Consider the following 20,733-nt stretch of genomic DNA (forward strand, 5'->3'; position numbering starts at 1 on the left):
GCTACTTTTCTCCTTCTTTACCTGAGGTATCGACCGCTGGGGATTCGTTAAATCTTTCCGGTCGGTATTCAATCTCTCTAGCAAGTACCAGTTCCCGGATCGGACTGGCGAGCGGTTGCTGTTTCAGTTGGAGCACCAATTGATCGGCTAGGTCGTATGCCCCGCTTTCTAAGGCGGCACACAAGCAGCCGTAGAGAAACTGCGGTGATGCTTCATTGTAGGCTTCTTCGGCATAGTCGCTCAGCATCGCGGTCGCCCCCGATTGGATGTAGGTGTCGACCAAGATTTGCAGTGGTTCTGCCGCTGCTGGGATGTCATCCGACGTGATTGGTGGATCCGATCCTTCCATGAGTAAAAACGACGAATCGTCCGATGTGGAATTAGGCTGGTCGGTGGTGTCTGCCGCCAGGGACCGAAACCAACTGGCGGATCCGGCATCGATTCTTTCTTGGTCTGCCAGTTCCCGTTGACAGCGAAAGAAAGAAGCTAACAAGAATGGATCGCCAGGAAAACGTGCGCGGCCAACGGTCAGGACTCGGAGGGCCGCATAGTGCAAATCCATTGCCCGGAAGACTTCGGCCTGTTCAAAAATCGCTTGCGGCGAAATGGAATCGAGGGCCCCTCCAAATCGATCCCGGTCGAAAGCGGAGCCGGTCGAAGTCGGCGGTTCATACTGCCAGTACCGGTGTTCAATCGTTTCTCGATTCTGAAGGATTTGGATCATACGGCGGACGTAGCCTTCGTCGCCAGCAAACGCAAAAGGAAGTGTTGCCGAGTCGAGCGAGAGCGGTTTCCAGGGGGTTTCCTCTAGGCCTCGGATCAGATCTAGGTTGTGGTTGGATATGCAGAGAAGCGAGGTGTCTCTTTCGGCAAACGTCAGCCAGTACCCGCCCGCCGATCCGTCGGTGCGCCAGTATCGCATCAGTCGATTGCGTTTCAGATCGCTCAGCAAACGAATGTGTTGCTCAAGGCGTCCTCGGCGGACGGCTCGCAGCGGTATGTCTTGCAGTTGCAGTTTCTCTTGGCCTGCTAGAGGTGATGGAAGTTCGGGAAGGACCCACGCCAACATTGCCGCACTGCGGGTGGTGTCCGCAAACGCAGTCCCATGCGGATGCGTCTCCTGCAGGCTGTTGCGCAGGAGGCGGTAGTCCTGACGTTGATCGACACCCCAGCCAAACGTCGCAAAAAGCCCGCTGCTCCAGGCTGCAGCGAACAGGAGGAGTATCGGGATTCCCATACGCTTTATCACAGACCCGTCCGGCGATAAGTCGCCTGTGCATTGCACGTCCCCAGGCGACGCAGCGACCGTCTCGATCCCGGCGATTGGGCGACGCCAGCGGAAAGCCAGGTTCCCCGTCATCCAGAGAATGGCCAAAGGGAGGTTTTGTAGCGAGGCCCAGGCAAACCACTGGGCGACTGCAAACGAGAGCAGGTCGAAGCGGTTCGTCCGCCGATTATCTGTTGTGTTGATGAAGAGGTCGACGATCCAGGTTGCGGTCAGCGCCAAGAAGTAAAATTCTTGCCATCCCCAAGCGTTTTGCAGCATCGATCCCCACTCAGTGCCCGCAAGGACATACGTTGGGTTTGGGATGAACGGAAGCAGGGCCTGCAGTGAGTCGTTCCAGGCGAAAATTCCGCGAGGATTACAGCAGCCCCCGATGGTGATCGCGGCTAAACACGCGACGAACCATTTGCTGGAGATCACTGTCTGCTTCCATGCATCGAACAACGCCAAAACGCAGAGGATTCCACCGAACGCGATGCCCGCTGCGAGGTTGCTCCAGACCGCGAATGCCAGCAGTAATCCCACAAACAAACTTTGTGGTGGAACATCGGCCGCTGGTTCGTCCGCGGAATCTTTTGGGGCCGTTGTGCGAAATCGATAGAGGATCCAGAGCGGTAAACCTGCGATTCCGATTAAGTCATAAACCACCGGCTGAAGGCTTAGCGATTCGGAGAGCGTGATCGTCGTCAGTCCCAGCAGGACCAAAAGTCTTGGCGTTAGACCTTCCTTCGATCGCTGTTTCTTCCAAAGAAAACCCCCAACGATGGCAAGAAACGCCAAGCGGAATAGCATCCAACCGTTGAATCCTAAGGTTTGTTGGACGGCATAAAGAGGCAGTCCACCCAGCCAGTCAGCTTCGGATCCGGATTCCAGCGAAAGAAGTGAAGCACTGGGCTGGGGCTGCCCCTCCCAAGCCGCACGCCCACGACTCATTTCCCACCAAAGTCCATCGCCACTGATCGGTTGGCAGACGATCAAAAGCAGCAGTGCGACGAGGCATACAAAAGGAAGCCACGCCAAGCGATCGCGAGCCGTCTTGGACGCAAGTGGATTTGCGGACGATGAGGCTTGTTCAGCAGACGGGCCCGAGTGAGCGGAACTTCGAGGCCGTGAAACGCGACGTTTCGACAAAAGAAACCTCCGGCAAAATTCGCAAAGGAAGACAAGAACAAGAGGTTTTAAGAATGCGACGTCAACGGCGCGGACGCGACCATCCATCATCGCACAGATTCTCAGCTGGTTCGAGTCCGCCGCAGAATCTTTTCTGCGCACTCCGTTGAGCGGGAAAGATGCGGTGGTGAATTTAGGAAAAGTAGAAAGTAGGCCGGACCAAAGAGCGATAGCGATGCCGTTCCGGCGAATGATCGCTCCTCGTAGCTCCGCCTCTCCGAGGCGGAGAGATCCGTAAGCACGAGTCTCGGAGAGACTCTACTACGTGCCTGACGTGTAAACCGATGAGGGGATTCCGTGCGATGCCGTTCCGGCGAATGATCGCTCCTCGTAGCTCCGCCACTCCGGACGTGCGATTTATTAGTTGCGGTTTCCTTGCGGAATGCAGCGGAAGCGAGAAACGTCGGCCCTCACGTCCCCTCGTCGGCTTGTCCGACAGGGACGCAAGATTTGAAATTAGAGCTGGTCGCCCCCAGGTTATCGCAATCCGAGCTGGATGCGTTTTTTTAGCCATTCAAACTAATTTCAAATCTTTGCTTCATGCCAGGCAAGCTGGCATGGGGCTGATAAATCGCACTCTCCGAGGCGGAAAGATTCGCAAGCACGAGTCTCGGAGAGACTCTACTACGTGCCTGACGTGTAAACCGATAAGGGGATTCCGTGCGATGCTGTTCCGGCGAATGATCGCTCCCCGTAGCTCCGCCACTCGGGACGTGCGATTTATTAGTTGCGGTTTCCTTGCGGAATGCAGTGGAAGCGAGAAACGTCGGCCCTCACGTCCCCTCGTCGGCTTGTCCGACAGGGACGCAAGATTTGAAATTAGAGATGGTCGCCCCCAGGTTATCGCATCCAGTTCGGATTGCCGCTTTCAGCGGCAATCCGAACTGGATGCGTTTTTTTAGCCATTCAAACTAACTTCAAATCTTTGCTTCATGCCAGGCAAGCTGGCATGGGGCTGATAAATCGCACGCTCCGAGGCGGAGAGATCCGTAAGCACGAGTCTCGGAGAGACTCTACTACGTGCACCCATAAATTTTACGTCCTGAGCGAAAGGTTACACTCTCCGCTGCCGTATTCGATCGACAGCCCGGTTACTCAACGGCTGCGTATTTTCGTTTTCTGTGAAATCTGCCGCAGGCAAATCCTGCGGCTCGCAATTGATCTACAATAGGCAAAACAGCCGCACTAAGATTCCCTCCTTATTATTGACATGGCTCTTACATCATGTTCCTATCTTGTTTACGGTTCGTCAGCGTCACCTGTTTGCTTGTGGTTTTCTGGGGGCAACATGCCCGCGGCGAAGATGCGCTAACGGAAGCCGTCGGAACCGAAACCCCCGAAGTTGGGGTGTCCGCTGCAATCGCTCAGGAAGCTCTGGTCACGCCGTCTGAAGTGAAGGTCGAATTGGCCGCTTCGGAACCGGACGTGGTCGATCCCGTGGCAATTCGCTTTGATGAACAGGGGCGGATGTGGGTCATCGAAATGCGAGACTACCCGCTGCCGATTCCGGGCAAACCACCTACGGGCCGGATTAAGGTTTTGCAGGATTCGGATCATGATGGAATCTATGAAACAGCGACGACCTTCGCGAAGGACTTGGTTTTTCCAACGGGACTGCAGCCTTGGCAGGATGGGGTTATTGTCACCGTTGCCGGGCAGATTCTTTTCCTTGCGGACGAGGATGGCGATCTGAAAGCGGATCGAACCGAAGTCTGGTTTGAAGGCTTTGCTCAAGAAAACGAACAGCTTCGAGCTAATCACCCGGTGGTCGGCCCCGATGGACTGGTCTATGTCGCCAGTGGTCTGCGTGGCGGCTCGGTGGTTAGCAAAAACGAAAAATGGGAATCCGATGCCCCGGTTGATTTGCGTGGCGTCGATTTCGCTTTTGATCCACAGGGTGGATTCTTTGGCCCGGTTTCTGGGAACAGCCAGTACGGACTGACGATCGATGACTTCGGGGTTCGCATCGGCTGCAGTAACCGTCGTCCTGCGATTCAGGCGGTCCTTCCGCTGGACGCGATCCGATCCCGTTCGGGAATGGCTCCGGCCGATGCCCTGCATGACGCCGGATTGTCAGGGGGCGATTCCGAAGTCCGCCCGATCGCTAAGGCTTGGACGACCAGCAACTTGCACGCCGGTCAATTCAGTGCCGCCTGTGGTGTCTTGCGAGGTTGTGGTCCGGGAATGCCAGCGGAGTGGCGTGATTCCTTGTTCGTCTGTGAGCCGACATCCTACTTGGTCCAGCGGCAACAACCGGTGGGAGATCGAGCCGTTTTGCAGTTCGAACGGAGCCCCGGGATCGAATGTCTGGCGAGTAAAAATTCGTGGTTCCGCCCTGTCGATTTAGCTTATGGCCCTGATGGCTGTCTGTACGTTGTCGACATGATGCGTGCAGTGATCGAACATCCGCAGTGGATGCCCGAAGAATTAAAGACACGTGCCGATATGCGATGGGGAGACACCCAAGGACGGATTTGGCGATTAAGTGCCGCCGATTTCGACGGGGCCTCAGCTGGCCGTTTGTTAGGCAATACGAAAGACGTTGAAAGTTTGAAAACGGGGGCGTCCGGTCGATCTGCAAGTGCTGACGGTGAAGCGATGGGTGCGATTGCCAACTTGGGTTCCAATGACCCGTGGCGAAGAGAGTTGGCATCGCGCAAGTTGTGGGAAGCAGCAGCGTCCGCGGATGGGAATTCCCTTGAAGTTCTGATCAGCCATTTGAATCAGTGGATGCTTAGTGAAGCCAACGCTCCGGAAGGGCTGGCCCGTGCGATTCAGTTTATGGATCGGCAAGACCAATTCACGGCCGATTTGCAGCAGCGGTTTTTGAAGCACGATGATCCTCGCATCCGAGCGCTGGTTGTTCGCTTGCTGGAATCCAAACAGGCTTTGCCAGAGGAAATGGCGTTGGCTCTGGCCAGCGACGTGAGTCCGTTGGTTCGGTATCAGGTTGCGATCGCGTTGACAAACCATCAGCCGATGGCTCCAGCGCAAATCGCTGCCTTTTCGGCGATCGCAGCGGAGGACGCCGGCGACGTCTGGTTTGACAAGCTTTGTTTCGCGTTGCCGGCTGAATCGGCTGCGAAAGTTTTGGAAAATCTATTGGCCAATTCCGAGGTCGATCTTCCGTTATCGTTTTGGCAGGGGCTTGCCAAACCAGCCGGTAAGGCTGATCCAAAGTCCTTGGTTTCACTGTTGGAAATCGACGACTCGTCCGCTCCAAAAGGATTGGCTGTCTTTGCTGGGTTGGCGTTGCCCGCCAACTGGAACGCAGACTCTGCCGATGCAAAAAAGAAGATCGAAGGCATTCAGCAATTGGCCGAAGAGCGAGCCTTGGATGCGGAAGCGGACGCCGCGGTCCGCCAGCTGGGGATTACGATTCTGGGACGGGCCGCGGACAAAACGGCAAAGCTTCGTCCGCTGCTAGACGAAAGCACGCCGCCTGCACTGCGGGCATTGGCGCTGGGGCACTTGATGCGTAACGATCAAGCCTGGACGTTGGAATGGCTGGGGGAGAATTTTACTTCGCTTGTACCTGTTGTCCGTTCGGCAGGCATTCAAGGATTGATGCGTAGCTCCGCTGGAATTCAGTGGTTGCTTGACCGAGTCGAAGAGGGAGAGATTCGCGGCAGCTTGATCGGAATCAGCAATATCCAGCGTTTGCAGGCTTCCAAGGATAAGGCGATTTCAAAACGCGCCAAAGAACTGTTCGCGGCCAGCAATGCCAACCGAACGCAAACGATTAAAGAGTATGCGGCATCGCTGATCGGCGACGGGCATGCGTTGAACGGCCGAAAGCTGTTTGTGCAGCACTGTGCCAATTGCCACAAAATCGACGACATCGGGATCGATGTTGGTCCCGATATCTCCGACAGCCGCACCAAGACGGCTCCTTATCTGCTGACAGCCGTGCTGGATCCCAATGCGGCGATCGACGCGGCCTACAGCCGGTACACGCTGTTGACCGTTGATGGCACGGTTCATGATGGACTGCTTTTGTCCGATACGGGGGAGGCTGTTATTTTGCAAATCCCGGGTGGTGAGCGGGTGGAAGTTGCACGCGATGAGATCGAATCGATGACGACCAGCGGCGTTTCTCTGATGCCCGAAGGGTTTGAGCAACTGGTGAATGTCGATCAAATGCGCGACCTGATCAGCTTTTTGAAGAACTGGCGATACCTGGACGGAGCGATTCCGATTTCCGACCGTCGCTGACAGGCATGCTTCCGTGCGATACGATTGATGGAGTCTTGGCAACGGTCTGGCGGACCATGCGGTGCAACCGTTGTCGTCGGGCGAACGATCGGCATGGCAGATGACATCAGTAGTTGACGGTTACGCAGAAATCGACGGAATTCGGCTGAAGCTATCGCATCCGCATACCTCCCCAGCACAGTGGATCGGGCAGCGCGAGATTCTGACCCAGTTATTGGCATGCTGGGTGATGTTGGACGATAGCGATCTGCCATTGACGCCACGTTTGATCGGTTCGCCAGGAATCGGGAAAACGCAGCTGGCGATCGCTGCGGCGCAGACCAGCCAACGGCCTCTGTATATTTATCAGTGCACCGCGGATACCCGCCCCGAAGATCTATTGATCACGCCCGTCTTGGCTCAAGACGGAAAGATCGCCTACCACGCATCGCCGTTGGTCACCGCGATGCTTTGTGGCGGGGTCTGTGTGCTGGATGAAGGGAACCGCATGAATGAAAAGTCGTGGGCCAGTTTGGCTCCGCTTTTCGATCAGCGTCGCTATGTCGAATCGATCGTGGCGGGGATTTCGATTCCGGCGCACCGTGAATTCCGCGCCGCGGTCACGATGAATCAAGACGAATCGACGTTCGAAATTCCCGATTACATCCTCAGTCGTCTGCAGCCAACATTGCCGGTTGGGTTTCCGAATAAGCAAGACGAAATGTCGATCCTGCAGTACCACCTGCCATTTGCCGAACCTGAGATGTTGGCAATGACGGTTGAATTTCTGCAGAACGCTCATGAGCTGAAACTTGATTTTTCACCTCGCGACGGGATCAACCTGCTCCGGTTTGCTTTGAAGCGGATGGCTCAGGATTCCGATCATCCGTTGTCGCGTGATGTCGCCTGGCGTGAGGCTTTGGAGCGTTGTTTGGGAGAAGACGCCGTCGATCTAGAAGCGTTGGCAGAGCGGCAGCGAAGAACTTTGGGAGGCGACAACGTTCCCTTGGGGCTGGGAGACTTCTTTTTTGATGCGGGGGACCCGCTGCACCCCGACTGCGATGACGATGAAGAAGATGACCAGTTAGAGTAGCTTCCTCCGGCTTTTTGCAGCGGCCCTTTCAGGTCGCTATGATAGTCCCTTCCACTGTCCCACCTTTCAAAGTTCCCGCCATGCTAAACCTTTCGTTTTCTGTCACCCGTCGCAAGTCGATCCTGACTTTTCTTGCCGTGGGGTGTGTTTGTGCTGTTGGGCTGGCGCTGAAGCCTGCCGATTCGCCCGCGACGAACATGCAGACCTTTGCCGTTTCTTGGCTTGATTCCCTTTCCAAGGAACAGCAAGCAATCGCTCAGATTCCTTACGATTCTCCAGAACGTCTGGGCTGGCACTTCATTCCAAAACCGGAACGCAAAGGGGTCCCCTTGCGGGACATGAATGACGCGCAACAAGCCTCTGCACTGCGATTGGTTCGCGCTGCATTAAGCGAAATGGGCTACAACAAAGCGCAGCAGATCATGTCTCTGGAAGGCGTCCTGCGTCAGTTGGAAGGTCCCGGCAGCGAGCAACGCCGCGACCCGCGGAAGTATTACGTGACGATTTCCGGCGATCCTCGCAAAACCGATGCCGATACCCCTTGGGGCCTCAGCTTTGAAGGCCACCACTTGTCATTGAATTTTGTCTGCCGAGGCGACCAGATCGTCGACAGCACCCCGCAGTTTTTCGCCACCAATCCTGCCGAATTGAAGACCGAAGTCAAAGGACCGATCCGCAAAGGAACACGTGTGCTGGCCGCGGAAGAGGAACTTGCTTTTCAGCTTTACTTATCCCTTGATGAAGCTCAGCAAAAGTCCGCTTTGATCGCTGAAGAGGCGTTGAAAGAGATTCGTTTCGCCGGCGAACCGCAGGCGGAAGTGTCGGCTCCCGAAGGGATCGCATTTGGCAAACTGAATCCGGATCAAGCGAAGCTGTTGGTAAACTTGGTTGACGTCTATCGGAACGCCGTTCCAGCCCCCGTCGCCGAGAAGCGGCAAGCTTTGATCAACCAGTCGGGTTGGGACAAAGTTCACTTCGCATGGGCCGGAGCAAGTAAGCCAGGAATCGGGCATTACTACCGCATCACCGGTCCGACTTTCTTGATCGAATTTGTCAATACACAGCCCGACGCATCCGGAAATCCCGCGAACCATATCCACTGCGTATGGAGAGATTTGACCGGCGATTTCGACCTGCCGATCAAGTAGAAGCTGTCGCAACGTTTTGAAGTCGCCGAGATTGTCGGGGACTGTTCGGGGCAAGTTCTCTTGCTTGCCCGTACGCTCGAAAGAGATCGCCTGGGGGAGCAGACGCTGCGGATCTTTCGGATCCCAGCCCGCCGCGTCAGCGAGGGATCGCGTCTCGTTCTTAATATTGCTGGCTTACGCGTTTTGATGCTGCGTTATTTGGATGCATTCCCCTCTGTCTTTGTGTCGGCCCTTCGGGCCTTTTCGCTGGCACTTTTTCTCATTCCGGGGGCTTCACCCCCGGCAGTGACTGTGTCGACCCTTCGGGCCTAGAAAGTATGGGAGCCTTTGAGGCTTTGCCGCACGACAGTAATTGCCATTTATAAATTGCACGTCCCGAGCGAAAGGCGACAATTCCTAGCTCAATAAGCCGTGACGCAGCGAGGTGGGATTTCGGCAGACTTCGGGGGCTCCCCTCTCTTTTTGCTAGCAATTATAGGAGTTGTGCTCAGCTTGCCGGTGAGTCTTGGGCGAGCTCGCTTCTTGCGGCGCGTTTTGCTAACGTTCCCTTCGCCGATGCACGATTGGTTGATGATGGGTTGGCAGAATTGGGGTGAACGCATACTAGAGGCTTAATACGTTGGAACCACAAAAATCGGTCATCGCTAAGGGGCCGGGAAAACGGTCCGGTTCGGTTTTGGTTTATGATCCGAACCCACTTTCCCTGATCGCAATGGCCGGAGTGTTAGACTCCGAGGGGCTTGCCTGCCATTGTGCACGATCTGCGGATGCGGCACTCAAAGGAGTCCAGCCTCCTGCTGCGATCGATTTATTGGTCGTGGACGTCGCCGACGACGCTCCTGCGGCGCTGGAGCTGGTCAAGCAGATCCGCGAGAATCCGGCGACCGAGAGCCTGCCTGTGGTTTTGATCGCCGATGCCCAGTGGGCGGGTCTTGAGAAGAAGACGGCCCAGCAGACCGCGGTCCACTGTTTGTTTAAGCCGATCGACCCGACCGCCTTGATGGCGGTCGTGGATCAGGCGATGTGGATGCCTCATTTGGTCAACCAGCATCGCCGCCGGGGAAGTCGTCCTTCGCGTCCCGGTTGGGTTACGCTTTAACGCGTAAACGAACGACATTACCGCAGACTTCTGGCAGCCCTTCAATGGCTGTCGCCGCACGGCCAGCGGCCCCTTCGGGGGCCTCGTGGGTCATCACCACAAGGGGAACCGTCGTTCCATCGCCGCGGCCATCGGGTTCATGCTGGATCACCGAGGCGATCGAGATGCCCTGTTCTCCAAGGGCTCCCGTGATTTTCGCAAGAACGCCTGGTGAATCGGCGACATGCAGGCGGAAGTAGTATCGGCCAGGCAATTCGTCAAAGGCACGCAAGCGAACTCGTGGAGGCCCTGCGGAGGAGAACAGTTCCAGGGTCTGGAATGTCAGTTTGGTCCGTCCGACGGCCGTGTCGATGATGTCTGCAACCACGGCGGAGGCGGTCGGCATTTGGCCTGCTCCCAGTCCGTGGTAGAAAACGGGACCGACGGCGTCCCCAACAACCGCGATCGCATTGAACGCGTCTTGGACTTCGGCCAGAGGCAGCCCTGCGCGAACGAGCGTCGGGGCGACGTGCAGTTCCAGACCCGCTTGATCTAAGTGGGCGGTCGCCAGCAGTTTGATGCGGTAGCCAAGTTCGCGAGCGTACTGCAGGTCGGCGGGGTCCAGTTGGTCAATTCCGACGCGTGGGATGTCTCGCCAACTAACATGAGCTCCGAACGCTAGGTGGGCCAAAATGGCCAGTTTCTGAGCGGCGTCGGTGCCGTCAACGTCCATGGTCGGGTCGGCTTCCGCATACCCTTTTTCCTGAGCGATTTTGACAGCCTGATCGTAGGGCATGCCCAGCCGGTCCATCTGAGTCACGATGAAGTTGCTGGTTCCATTCAGGATGCCTTCCAGAGAGGACAGCTGATTGGCCGACAGGCATTGGCTGATATTTGTGATGATCGGAATCCCGCCAGCGACCGAGGCCTCAAAGGCGATACTGCGGCCAAGCTGTCGAGCTTTTTCGAAAAGCTCGGGGCCATGTTCGGCGAGCAGGGCTTTGTTGGCGGTGACAATATCTTTGCCCGCTTCCAGCAATTGCAGCATGATCGAGCGAGCCGGTTCCAGGCCGCCGATCAATTGGGCGACGACCGTGATGTCCGGATCGTCCAAGACATCTTGAAGATTGTCCGTTAGGACGTCCTCTGGCAGGTCGGCTAGGCGAGCTTTGGATTTGTCGCGTACGACAACTTTTTCCAGCCATAACACGCGGCCGGCGTGACGTGCCGTGCGGTCTCCGTGGTCAAGAAGCAGTTGGGCGACTCCACTACCGACGGTTCCCATTCCGACGATGGCGACTTTGGTTTTTTGCATAGCTTTGACGCGTTCCGAAAATCGAAGCGAGGTGGGCTGAAAAGGAAAGATCTGAGCGAATGCCTGCAATCGTAACGCCTGACCGGTACCTGCGGCACCTCCCATCCGTTCAACCCTTTTTCACTCTTTCGTTCTCCGCTACATTTTGCTCCGCTACTCTTTTCCCTCTCTGGCGGAATGAATTCGATGGACAATCTGGCACATCATCTCTTTACCCTGCTAATGCTGACCCTTTTGCAGGCCGTATTAGGGTTCGATAACCTGCTTTATATCTCGATAGAATCGAAGCGTGTGCAGCCCGATAAGCAGTCCTTTGTGCGGAAATGGGGGATTGGCTTAGCCATTTTGCTAAGAATTGTGCTGCTCTTCATCGTCGTCGGAGCGATCGAGAAATTCCAGGCTCCTTTTTTCTCACTAGCGTACGAAGGGATTGTTGAAGCGGCCTTTAACGTCCACAGCTTTATCGTGCTGATGGGGGGGGCCTTTGTGATCTATACGGCGATCAAAGAAATTTCGCATATGTTGGCGGTCGACGAAATTGAACACGACGACCAGAAAAAGAATTCGGTCGGCAAGGCGATGTTTTGGATTGTCGTCATGAACTTGGTCTTTTCGTTCGATTCGATCCTAAGTGCCATCGCGTTGGCAGGACGCAAAGACGAAGTGACCGGAGCTCCGATCATCGATACCGCGGCCATGGTCGTGATGTCGTTGGCAATTGTGTTTAGCGGATTGATGATGATCCTGATGGCCGACCGAGTCGCAGAATTTCTCAAACGGAATCGACTGTTTGAAGTTCTCGGTTTGTTCATCCTCTTCATCGTGGGGATCATGTTGGTATCGGAAGGAGGCCATCTGGCTCACCTTTCCTTCTTCGGGCATCCTGTCGAAGCAATGGAAAAAAGTACTTTCTACTTCGTGATCGCAGTGCTGGTCGTCGTCGATCTAGCCCAGGGCCGGTTCCAAAAGAAGTTGTTAGCACAAAAGCAACGAGAGATCGCCACAAAGCACTAAACACGAACGCAACAAAGCAAGTACGGCCGGTTCCCACCGGCCGGGTCAACCATCCGACCGGTGCCCCACAAGGAACAGGCGGCGAGGCCGGTGCTTACTGCTTTCTTAGCGGAACGGCGCGAGCCGTCCGGCAATCGCGTTGAATACACAATGAATTTTCCGGTAGGCATGTGCCCGGTGCGATAGGAAAGCCGCTCGCAGATTCCAATGAGATGGTATTGGGCTCGCGCCGTTCCGCTAAGAAGGTTGGCCGTTGGCGGCGCAAGGCCAAGGCAGTCAGGTTCCCACCGGTCAAGTCAACCGCCTCGCAATCCGCGCGGAGCCCCACAAAGTACTAGGCAGCAAGGCCGGACGGCTCGCGCCGTTCCGCTAAGAAGGTTGGCCGTTGGCAACGCAAGGCCAGGGCAGTGGTCAAGTCAACCGCTTCGCACCTCGCTTGGAGCGCCACAGGGAACAGGCAGCGAGGCCGGACGGCTCGCGCCGTTCCGCTAAGAAGGTTCACAAGCATCGAGCCCAGCGGACGACCTAACTGCCCGCCCATTCCACTCAGACGCCCGCAGCCCACAAAGAACTCCTTCACTCCTTCACTCCTTCACTCCGTGTCTCCGTGTCTCCCTGTCTCCCCCTCTCCCCCTCTCCGTAAAATAAATCAGGGGAAAAGGTGAAACCGTTGCCCCGTGGCTTGAATGGGGGGCCGTGGTATGCGATTCTTAGGAACCTAATGTCGCGGGCTATGGCCTGCGGACTCCCGTTCCTGCCCGATCTGCGATCTTTCCAACCATGCGTTCTCTCCTCGCCATCCTGATCGCTCTAATCCCGATGGCCCTTTCGGCCGTTGCTCAAGAGGTGACCGAAGCGGTCGCCACTACGGATTCCAGCCAGTACCCATTGCTAATCTTGGTTGTCGGCATCGTTTCGGTGTTGGGGCTGATCATTGGCTTTCGCATGAACGCCTTCTTAGCGTTGATCATCGCTGCATTGATTATCAGCCTGATGATTGTCGGCGACGATGGGTTTGATATGGCGGAAGCGGGCGTTCGAATGCATGCCGTGGTGAGTGCCTTTGGCGATTCCGCCGGCGGGGTTGGGATCGTGATCGCGATGGCGGCGATCATCGGTAAGTGCATGCTGGATAGTGGGGCTGCCGACCGCGTTGTCCGGACCGCTGTCCGGATTACGGGGATTGAAAAGGCATCCGTCGGTTTGATGGTCAGCGGGTTTGTGCTGGCGGTCCCTGTTTTCTTCGATACGGTTTTCTATCTGTTGGTGCCGCTGGCACGCAGTTTATTTAAACGAACCAACCGCAACTATTTGCGATATCTGATGGCGATTGCGACCGGTGGAGCGATCACCCATACATTGGTTCCTCCCACGCCAGGGCCGCTGTTGGTCGGTGCGAACTTAGGGATCGACATTGGCACGATGATGTGGGTTGGAACTCTGGTGGCGATTCCGGCAGCCATCGTCGGGTTGTTGTTCTCGATTTTTGTCGATCGCTTTATGCCGGTTCCGATGCGGCCTCTGGGGCCCGGGGAAGAAAAGCACGAAACCCTCCGCGACGATCAACTCCCTTCGCTTGCGCTTTCATTGTTGCCGATCATCTTGCCGGTCGTTTTAATCGGAATGGGGACTTTGGCGACCACCCTTGCAGACAAGGAAGATCGTGGTCGACTGGTCGCATCCGATCTATTGGCGCCCGAGGAATTACGAACCGAACTGCGGGCGGATTACCAGTCAGATGCACCTTCCCCTGGCCGGCAATTGTTGGATTCGGCCGTTTTGTCGGAAGATCAACGATCTTTCCTGATGGCCGAGGGGCCGGTCAGTGAAGTCGACCGCCAGCGAATGGCGGACATTTTGAACGAGGTTTTCCTGGCGAAAGATTTCTATTCCGAAGGGGCCTACCTTGGAATTGCGATCTCCGATGTCGCCAAAAGCCAATTGTCTGCGGACCAGGTACGTCTGAAGCCCGTCCTGCGTCGCCGCATGAACCGAGCTCTCTTAGAGGACGCCTTTCCGACGCTGATTAAGCCCCATGAATGGAACTCGCCAAGTCGTTTGTGGGCTAATCGCTTGTCGTTGTGGAGCAATGCAAACTTCGCCCTATTGTTGGCCGCGTTGTGTGCGATTGCAACATTAAAGGTCGTGCGTAATCTGACGCTAAAAGACTTGGGCAGCGAAGTCGAAGAAGCTTTGATGAGCGGGGGAATGATTATTCTGATTACCGCTGCCGGAGGTGCGTTTGGGGCGATGCTAAAAGACGCTCAGGTCGGGACGGCGATTCAAGGCTTGTTCGCTGGATCAAGTGGCGGCGGTATCAATCTGCTGCTGCTGGCCTTTACAATTGCCGCTGTCCTGAAAGTGGCTCAAGGGAGTAGCACCGTTTCGATGATTGTTGCCTCGGGAATGGTCGCCGGAATCGTGACCGGACAGGACCTTGGCTACCATCCGGTTTATCTGGCTACGGCCGTTGGATCGGGGTCGTTGATGGGGAGCTGGATGAACGACAGCGGGTTCTGGGTATTTGCTAAGATGGGCGGATTAACCGAAGGTGAAGCACTACGAAGTTGGACCCTGTTGCTGGCGGTTCTCTCATTGACCGGGCTGGTTTCGACAATCGTGTTGTCAATAATCCTCCCTATGGCCAGTTGAGCAGATTCGCTTGGAACAATTCACAGACCCTCCAGAAGCAGGCCATTCGAATGGAACGCCTGCGAGGCTTGGCTGTTTTCCCGGTTGCCTACCGATTGCCGGGATTACGATCGCCGCTGCCTTGTTGCTGTATGTCAACGGAGGCGTCGTCAAGGCCTGCTACGATGCACTTGCCGAGCAGTACCCAAGGACCTTTGGAAAAGAGGATGTCGCACAGATCGTGATGTTCGTCGCACCGGTCCTCCTGCTGATCGTCGAATGGACCACCTTGGATTTCTTGCGTCGAATGCTCTTTTCGCGAAGAGCATAATGCGTTGGCTTCCGCGGGCGTAAGACGTCCGGTAGCGACGTTTGCCAGGGTGTGGGGTAAACCGCTAGGTTCCACCGTCTGGCGATGGTCGATAGGTGTTGAATCGGGAGCTTTAATTTGCGAACAGCGTGCTGCGGACTTCCTGGTCCAGCGTCGCCCGTTCGCTCATCGCTTGTTGGAAGGATTTAGCGTCCAGCGTGTAAACGACCGCGTCGGTAAGTGCATCGACGTGAGCATTACGCGGTTCTCCTGTCAGCAAAGCGGTCTCGCCAAAGAAATCACCCGGGCCGATAGTCGCGACTGGTTGATTGCCTGGGTCGCGTCGTACTTGTAATTGACCGTCTCGAATCAGGTAAAACGTCTCTCCTGGAGCTCCTTGCTGAATGATTCGCGTTCCCTTCGCATGTTTTTCGACCTTCATCCGGTCTGCCAATTGAGTCATGGTCCGGATGGTGACCCCGGAGAAGATATCGCATCGTGAGAGCATTTCGCCGATTTTGGCAGCTTCGCTAACTCGGGTATCACGGGCGATATGTCCGAAATCCATTTTGACGATCCGGTCGGCAACATCCAGGATTCGATTGTCATGGGTGACAATCACGATCGCGGTCCCGCGTTCTCTAGCCTGTTGCTGGAACAGCGTCACCACTTGTCGCCCCGATTCCTCATCCAGAGCGGCGGTCGGTTCATCGGCCAGCAAAATATCGGGTTGATGAACCAAGCCGCGTGCCACGGCCACTCGCTGTTTTTGTCCACCGGACAGGCTGCCCGGTTTGTAATGAATCCGCTCCCCCAGGCCGACCGCTTCCAACATTTCCTGACACCGTTGGTTTTCGGTACGTCGCGGCGACCGATTCGGCTGCAGTTCCAGAGCCATCCGCACGTTCTGCAGTGCCGTCAAAGATGAAAACAGATTATGGGCTTGGAAGATAAACCCTAACCGCCTGCGTAGCCGATTGATTTCAAGGGTGGTCGAATCATGGAGGGGCTGCCCGAGGACAAACAGCTTGCCTTGCTGGACACGCCTGAGAGTTCCAATCAAGGTAAGGAGTGTCGTCTTACCCGATCCACTTTGCCCCGTCATGATGACAATTTCGCCTGGCCGAACGGTCAGGCGGTTATCGAAAAGCACCTGTTTCCTGGCATCTCCCATTCCGAAATGATGCTGCACGTCGCAGACTTCAATCGCTGGCTTTGTGCCGGCTTGGGCGTCGAACTGCGTGGCAGGAGCGTTTTCTGTCATACTATTTATTCATCATTTCAGTTGCTTACTTTTCCCATCTGCAGACTTATTATGGATCATTGTCCGCTATCGATCGGCAGTCGCTGTCGTACTGTTTATCGTAGCACACATCCAGTTGCGATCGGGGTGGTCCTCGCCATCGTATCGGCTGGTTGTCAACCGAAATCCAGTCCAACGCCCGCTCGCACCGAAGTCGTCCGCTTGTCCTCGTTATCGGCTTTAGGAGCGGCACCAGGAAAGGCAATTGTTTCTCAGGGACAATTGCTTCCAGAAAGTGGATTGATCGCTGTTGCCGCGGGTCCTGGGGATCGTTTGGCCGAACTATCGGTACGAGAGGGACAAGTGGTAAAGGCGGGGGAGTCGATTGGTCGGCTGGCCAGCCAGTCCGCTCGAGAGGGTGAATTGGCTGTCGCGGAAGCTCAATTGGCCGAAGCAGAGCAGCAGTTCGCCGCAGGTCAGGCGGTTGCTCAAGCCGAATTAAGCGTCGCTGAAATTGGTTTTCGACAAGCCCAACTGAAGGTTTCGCAGGCCGAGGAAGAATACGCGCGTGAACAGGCCGCCGGAGGACAGTTGCAAACCTTGACGCAGCAGATTGCTTTCGGCGAAGAAAAACTGAGCCAACTGCGGCGAGCGGCGAATGATCCGGATGCTGGAAATCTGGTGACCGCCAACTCGATCCAGCAACAGGAACTGACGGTCAATCAGGCTCGAGCCAATCTGCTGTCGGCCAAAGCGGAGGCGGAAGATCTGATCAAAGCGGGACGGCTGGCGGTTGAAGCGGCTCAGCAGCAGCTGGAAACGGCCAAGTTGAAAATCGAATCCGCCGAGGTTTCGTCCGCTTTTGAATCGCTTGCTGAGCAAATCAAACTTCTGAAATTGCAGGTCGAAGCCAGCCGACTGCTCAGCCCCATCGACGGGACGGTGGTGACGGTTCAGATGCAGGCAGGTGAACCGACGCGGGGGACGCCGATCGTACAAATCGCCAACCTGGACAAAATGATTTGCCGGGTCGAAGTGAACGTTGCCCAGTTGTCTGAAATTGAAGTCGGATCCCAGGCGGCGATCACCAGCCCCGCCTTGGCAACCGCACTCCGGGGGAAAGTGCAGTCCGTTAGCCGCGTCATCGGATCGCCTCGCTTGCCCGATCCCAACCCGCTTGCTCAGACCGATTTTCGTACTGCCGAAGTCGTGGTTGTGATCGATCCCGAGGACGTTCCTCACGCCGCCGATCGGATTCAATTGCAGGTGGATGTCGCTATTGAGAGTTCAGGTCAATGAGGCAGACGCCGATCGCCTGGAAAAATCTGACGCACCAACCGGCCAGGACGGTCGTATCGATTGGTGGAATTGCGTTTGCGATTCTGTTGATGTTCATGCAACTAGGATTCCTGGGCGCCGTCGGCGATACGGCGACAAAGGTCTACTCGCGGCTGCCTTATGATCTGATCGTTCGCTCTCCAGAATACCTGCACGTCTACGATCCAAGGTCGATTCCGATTGCGTTGGAAATGCAGCTTGCCAGCCTCCCAGCGGTCGCATCGGTGAAACCACTGAATCTGGGCGTGACTAGCTGGCAGAATCCGTTGAATAAGGAATTTCGAGTGGTGGCGGTCGTCGGAATCGATCCCAATGACAGTCCGCTACAGTTGCCGGAACTCAAGCAGCAACTTCATCTGCTGCAGCACCCGGAGCATGTCATCATGGATCGCACCAGTCGGTCCGATTTGGGGCCGCTGGATCAGCATCGTTTTTCCGACGCCGATATCGGCCGCAATCCAAGTATCAATGATCACGTGGCGACGATCGTTGGAACGGTCGAAATGGGGACCGGGTTAGCTGCCAACGGGCAGGTCATCACGTCGGCGGAAGGTTTTCAAGGTTATGTCCCCGGCAGTGATCCGGACCGCACTTCGATGCTGTTGGTGCATTTGCGCGATGGGGTCGAACCTGAGGCGGCTCAACAACAACTGCGTGACCACTTGCAGCGTTTAGGGGGCGAGAACGCTTTCATTCAAGTCCTTACCTGGGATCAGGCCGTGCAAGCGGAACGGACACGCTGGTACTGGGAAACGCCGATCGGAATCATTTTTGCGATGGGAGTCGCTTTGGCGGTCGTGGTCGGAGGCGTGATTTGTTACATGGTCTTGGCCGCCGACGTGTTGGCTCATCTGCCTGAATACGCCACGTTAAAAGCGATGGGCTACAGCAACCGGTTTCTCGGACGCGTCCTGTTGTCCCAGTCCGCACTACTGGCGGCGGCCGCCCTGCCCCCTGCCCTGCTGAGCGCACTTGCACTCTATGCGCTTACTTCGGCTTTGGCGGGTGTGTCGATTCAGATGACCGGGGAAAGGGTCGCTTTGGTCGCCCTGCTATCCCTTGTGATGTGTAGTGTTGCCGGGATTGTGGCGCTGCGAAAATTGGCGAATGCGGAACCTGTGAACCTGTTTTAGTTTCCTTCAACTGATTGTTCTGCAACAAGATGTCGCGCACACCCTTAGCATGGAAGAATTTGACCAGTGACTGGCGTCGGCTGTTTCTGGGCGCTGCCGGAGTCGGTTTCGCCGCCGTCCTGATGTTCATGCAGAATGGTTTTCGAAATGCACTGCTGGATAGCCCAGTGCAGATTTTGAAAGCGGTCGATTGCGATTTGGTCGCGACCAGCCGAGCTCGATTTTCGTTGACCAGTGAGCATCGGTTCTCTTACGACTTGCTGAACCAAGTCGCGGCCGATCCCGACGTGATTTCTGCGATTCCGATTTACATCGAACGGGCGCGTGCTCAAATCCGAGTCGTTGGCAATAAGCGTCGTCCGATTCGAGTGGTTGGGATTCCACTAGATTTAAATCGGTTCTCGCTTCCGGAAATCCATGATCAATTGTCGGCGTTGGAACCGCCCCGCTCTGCTCTGCTTGATCGGCGAACACGCAGCCAATACGGGTTTGCTGTCGATGATCTTGATAAGTTAGCAAGTCAATCGGTTGAACTGCTGAATAACGATATTCGGATGGTCGGAACGTTTGGGCTTGGGACGGACTTCGCCAATGATGGGACGGTCCTGCTTAGTCAGGATAACTTTGCCCACTACTTCCCGTTTCGAGGATCCGGAGATCCTTTGTCGGTCGTCGATCTTGGGCTGATCCATCTGAATCCGGACGCCGATCCGGTGATGGTTGCCAAACGCCTGCAGTCGCTTGCCCCGGATGTTTGGGTGGTCACGCCGCGAGAGGATTTGGTTCAACGAGAAATTCAGTTTTGGAATACGCAGACGCCCATCGGAATGATTTTCTTTATCGGTTCGATGATGGGATTCGCGGTGGGAGTCATTATCTGTTATCAAATTTTGTTCACCAGCATTCATGATGCGATGCCAGAATTTGCGACTCTGAAAGCGATGGGGTATCCCAATCGGTATTTTTTAGGATTGGTGGTCCGGCAATCGTTATACCTGTCATTGATCGGGTTTCTCCCTGCCCTGTTAGTCAGCTGGGGACTGTTCCAGGTGCTGCAAACGACGGTGGGATTACCGATGTTGATGGACCCTTGGCGGATCGGTTCGGTGCTGGGGCTGACCGTTTTGATGTGTTTGGTTAGCGGGATTTTGGCCCTGCGAAAATTGATCACTGCCGACCCTGCCAGCCTGTTTTAAAGGGGAAGATGGAAGCGCCAGAGACTGAGCAAGTAGACGATTGATTATCGCCTTTCGCTCGGGATGTGAAGTTTATAGGAGGCACGTAGCACGAGTCTCTCCGAGACTCGTGCTTGCGGATCTCGCCGCCTCGGGGGACGTGCGATTTATGAATGGTCGAACTTCAGGTATCCATACGGAGTCGGCCACATGCCAGCTTGCCTGGCATGAAGCAGAGATTTGAAGTTAGATCAAGTTCTGAATAGCTCGCGCCTCCGGTTCGGCTTGCCGCTGAAAGCGGCAAGCCGAACCGGAGGCAATGCGATGAGGGGGACCGCTGCTAATTTTAAATCTTTTGTTCCTGTCGGATAAACCGACCAGGGGACGCTGTTCCATCGCGTTTAGGCGGTCAACATTGGTTGCACCTTTTGGGGACAAGCCTGGAAGAAGCAGAATGACCAACTCTAATAATCGCAACTTCAAAACTTGCGTCGTGGAGTGGGATTCCATCGGCGCAGCGAATTTCAAACCTGTCATTTATAAATCGCACATCCCGAGAGGCGGAGCTACGAGGCCCGGTCATTCGCCGGAACGGCATCGCTATCG

At 55.7% G+C, this 20,733-nt stretch carries 13 protein-coding genes; 10 read left to right on the top strand and 3 right to left on the bottom strand.

Going from position 1 to position 20,733, the window contains the following annotated elements:
• Window position 1: 1 nt before the first annotated feature.
• Window positions 2–2,416: a hypothetical protein gene (locus FF011L_RS07685; RefSeq protein ID WP_145351060.1), complete on the bottom strand. Its 2,415-nt coding sequence runs from the start codon at window positions 2,414–2,416 to the stop codon at window positions 2–4.
• Window positions 2,417–3,679: 1,263 nt separating this feature from the next.
• On the opposite strand from FF011L_RS07685, the gene FF011L_RS07690 reads away from it, so the two are divergent.
• The 4 genes from FF011L_RS07690 (at window position 3,680) to FF011L_RS07705 (ending at window position 9,989) form a co-directional block, all read left to right on the top strand.
• Entirely contained in the window at window positions 3,680–6,670 is a 2,991-nt protein-coding gene (locus FF011L_RS07690) for a PVC-type heme-binding CxxCH protein (protein WP_145351061.1), read from the top strand.
• A gap of 100 nt (window positions 6,671–6,770) precedes the next feature.
• Window positions 6,771–7,742 (top strand): AAA family ATPase, encoded by a 972-nt coding sequence (locus tag FF011L_RS07695; RefSeq protein WP_145351062.1) that lies wholly within the window; start codon window positions 6,771–6,773, stop codon window positions 7,740–7,742.
• Between the two features lie 80 nt (window positions 7,743–7,822).
• Entirely contained in the window at window positions 7,823–8,890 is a 1,068-nt protein-coding gene (locus FF011L_RS07700; protein ID WP_246109799.1) for a DUF3500 domain-containing protein, read from the top strand.
• Between the two features lie 619 nt (window positions 8,891–9,509).
• The gene (locus FF011L_RS07705) at window positions 9,510–9,989 is read left to right on the top strand and encodes a response regulator (RefSeq protein ID WP_145351064.1); all 480 of its coding nucleotides are present in this window, start codon (window positions 9,510–9,512) and stop codon (window positions 9,987–9,989) included.
• Here FF011L_RS07705 and FF011L_RS07710 read toward each other — a convergent pair.
• A complete protein-coding gene (locus FF011L_RS07710; RefSeq protein WP_145355095.1) occupies window positions 9,979–11,283 on the bottom strand; it encodes a homoserine dehydrogenase in 1,305 nt (434 codons plus the stop codon). The two genes, FF011L_RS07705 and FF011L_RS07710, sit on opposite strands and share 11 nt — an antisense overlap.
• A 186-nt stretch (window positions 11,284–11,469) precedes the next feature.
• Here FF011L_RS07710 and FF011L_RS07715 point away from each other — a divergent pair, with 186 nt between their 5' ends.
• From FF011L_RS07715 to FF011L_RS07725, 3 genes are all read left to right on the top strand, one after another.
• Complete coding sequence (locus FF011L_RS07715; RefSeq protein ID WP_145351065.1) at window positions 11,470–12,297, top strand: TerC family protein; 828 nt, start codon at window positions 11,470–11,472, stop codon at window positions 12,295–12,297.
• Between the two features lie 780 nt (window positions 12,298–13,077).
• Window positions 13,078–14,949 carry a GntP family permease gene (locus FF011L_RS07720; RefSeq protein WP_145351066.1) on the top strand — a complete coding sequence of 624 codons (1,872 nt, stop codon included), beginning with the start codon at window positions 13,078–13,080 and terminating at the stop codon, window positions 14,947–14,949.
• A 10-nt stretch (window positions 14,950–14,959) separates the two neighbouring features.
• Window positions 14,960–15,259 carry a hypothetical protein gene (locus tag FF011L_RS07725; RefSeq protein ID WP_145351067.1) on the top strand — a complete coding sequence of 100 codons (300 nt, stop codon included), beginning with the start codon at window positions 14,960–14,962 and terminating at the stop codon, window positions 15,257–15,259.
• Window positions 15,260–15,371: 112 nt separating this feature from the next.
• Here FF011L_RS07725 and FF011L_RS07730 read toward each other — a convergent pair whose 3' ends face one another.
• Complete coding sequence (locus tag FF011L_RS07730; protein WP_145351068.1) at window positions 15,372–16,502, bottom strand: ATP-binding cassette domain-containing protein; 1,131 nt, start codon at window positions 16,500–16,502, stop codon at window positions 15,372–15,374.
• A 51-nt stretch (window positions 16,503–16,553) separates the two neighbouring features.
• On the opposite strand from FF011L_RS07730, the gene FF011L_RS07735 reads away from it, so the two are divergent.
• Genes FF011L_RS07735 through devC form a run of 3 tightly spaced genes read left to right on the top strand, consistent with a single transcriptional unit; the run spans window position 16,554 to window position 20,148 of the window.
• Window positions 16,554–17,780 carry an HlyD family efflux transporter periplasmic adaptor subunit gene (locus tag FF011L_RS07735; protein ID WP_218933075.1) on the top strand — a complete coding sequence of 409 codons (1,227 nt, stop codon included), beginning with the start codon at window positions 16,554–16,556 and terminating at the stop codon, window positions 17,778–17,780.
• Window positions 17,777–18,952 (top strand): FtsX-like permease family protein, encoded by a 1,176-nt coding sequence (locus FF011L_RS07740; RefSeq protein ID WP_145351070.1) that lies wholly within the window; start codon window positions 17,777–17,779, stop codon window positions 18,950–18,952. The genes FF011L_RS07735 and FF011L_RS07740 overlap by 4 nt, the downstream gene beginning before the upstream one ends.
• Window positions 18,953–18,981: 29 nt before the next feature.
• Window positions 18,982–20,148 (top strand): ABC transporter permease DevC, encoded by a 1,167-nt coding sequence (devC, locus tag FF011L_RS07745; RefSeq protein WP_145351071.1) that lies wholly within the window; start codon window positions 18,982–18,984, stop codon window positions 20,146–20,148.
• Window positions 20,149–20,733 lie beyond the last annotated feature (585 nt).

The sequence above is a fragment of the Roseimaritima multifibrata genome (assembly GCF_007741495.1).
GTDB classification, from domain to species: domain Bacteria; phylum Planctomycetota; class Planctomycetia; order Pirellulales; family Pirellulaceae; genus Roseimaritima; species Roseimaritima multifibrata.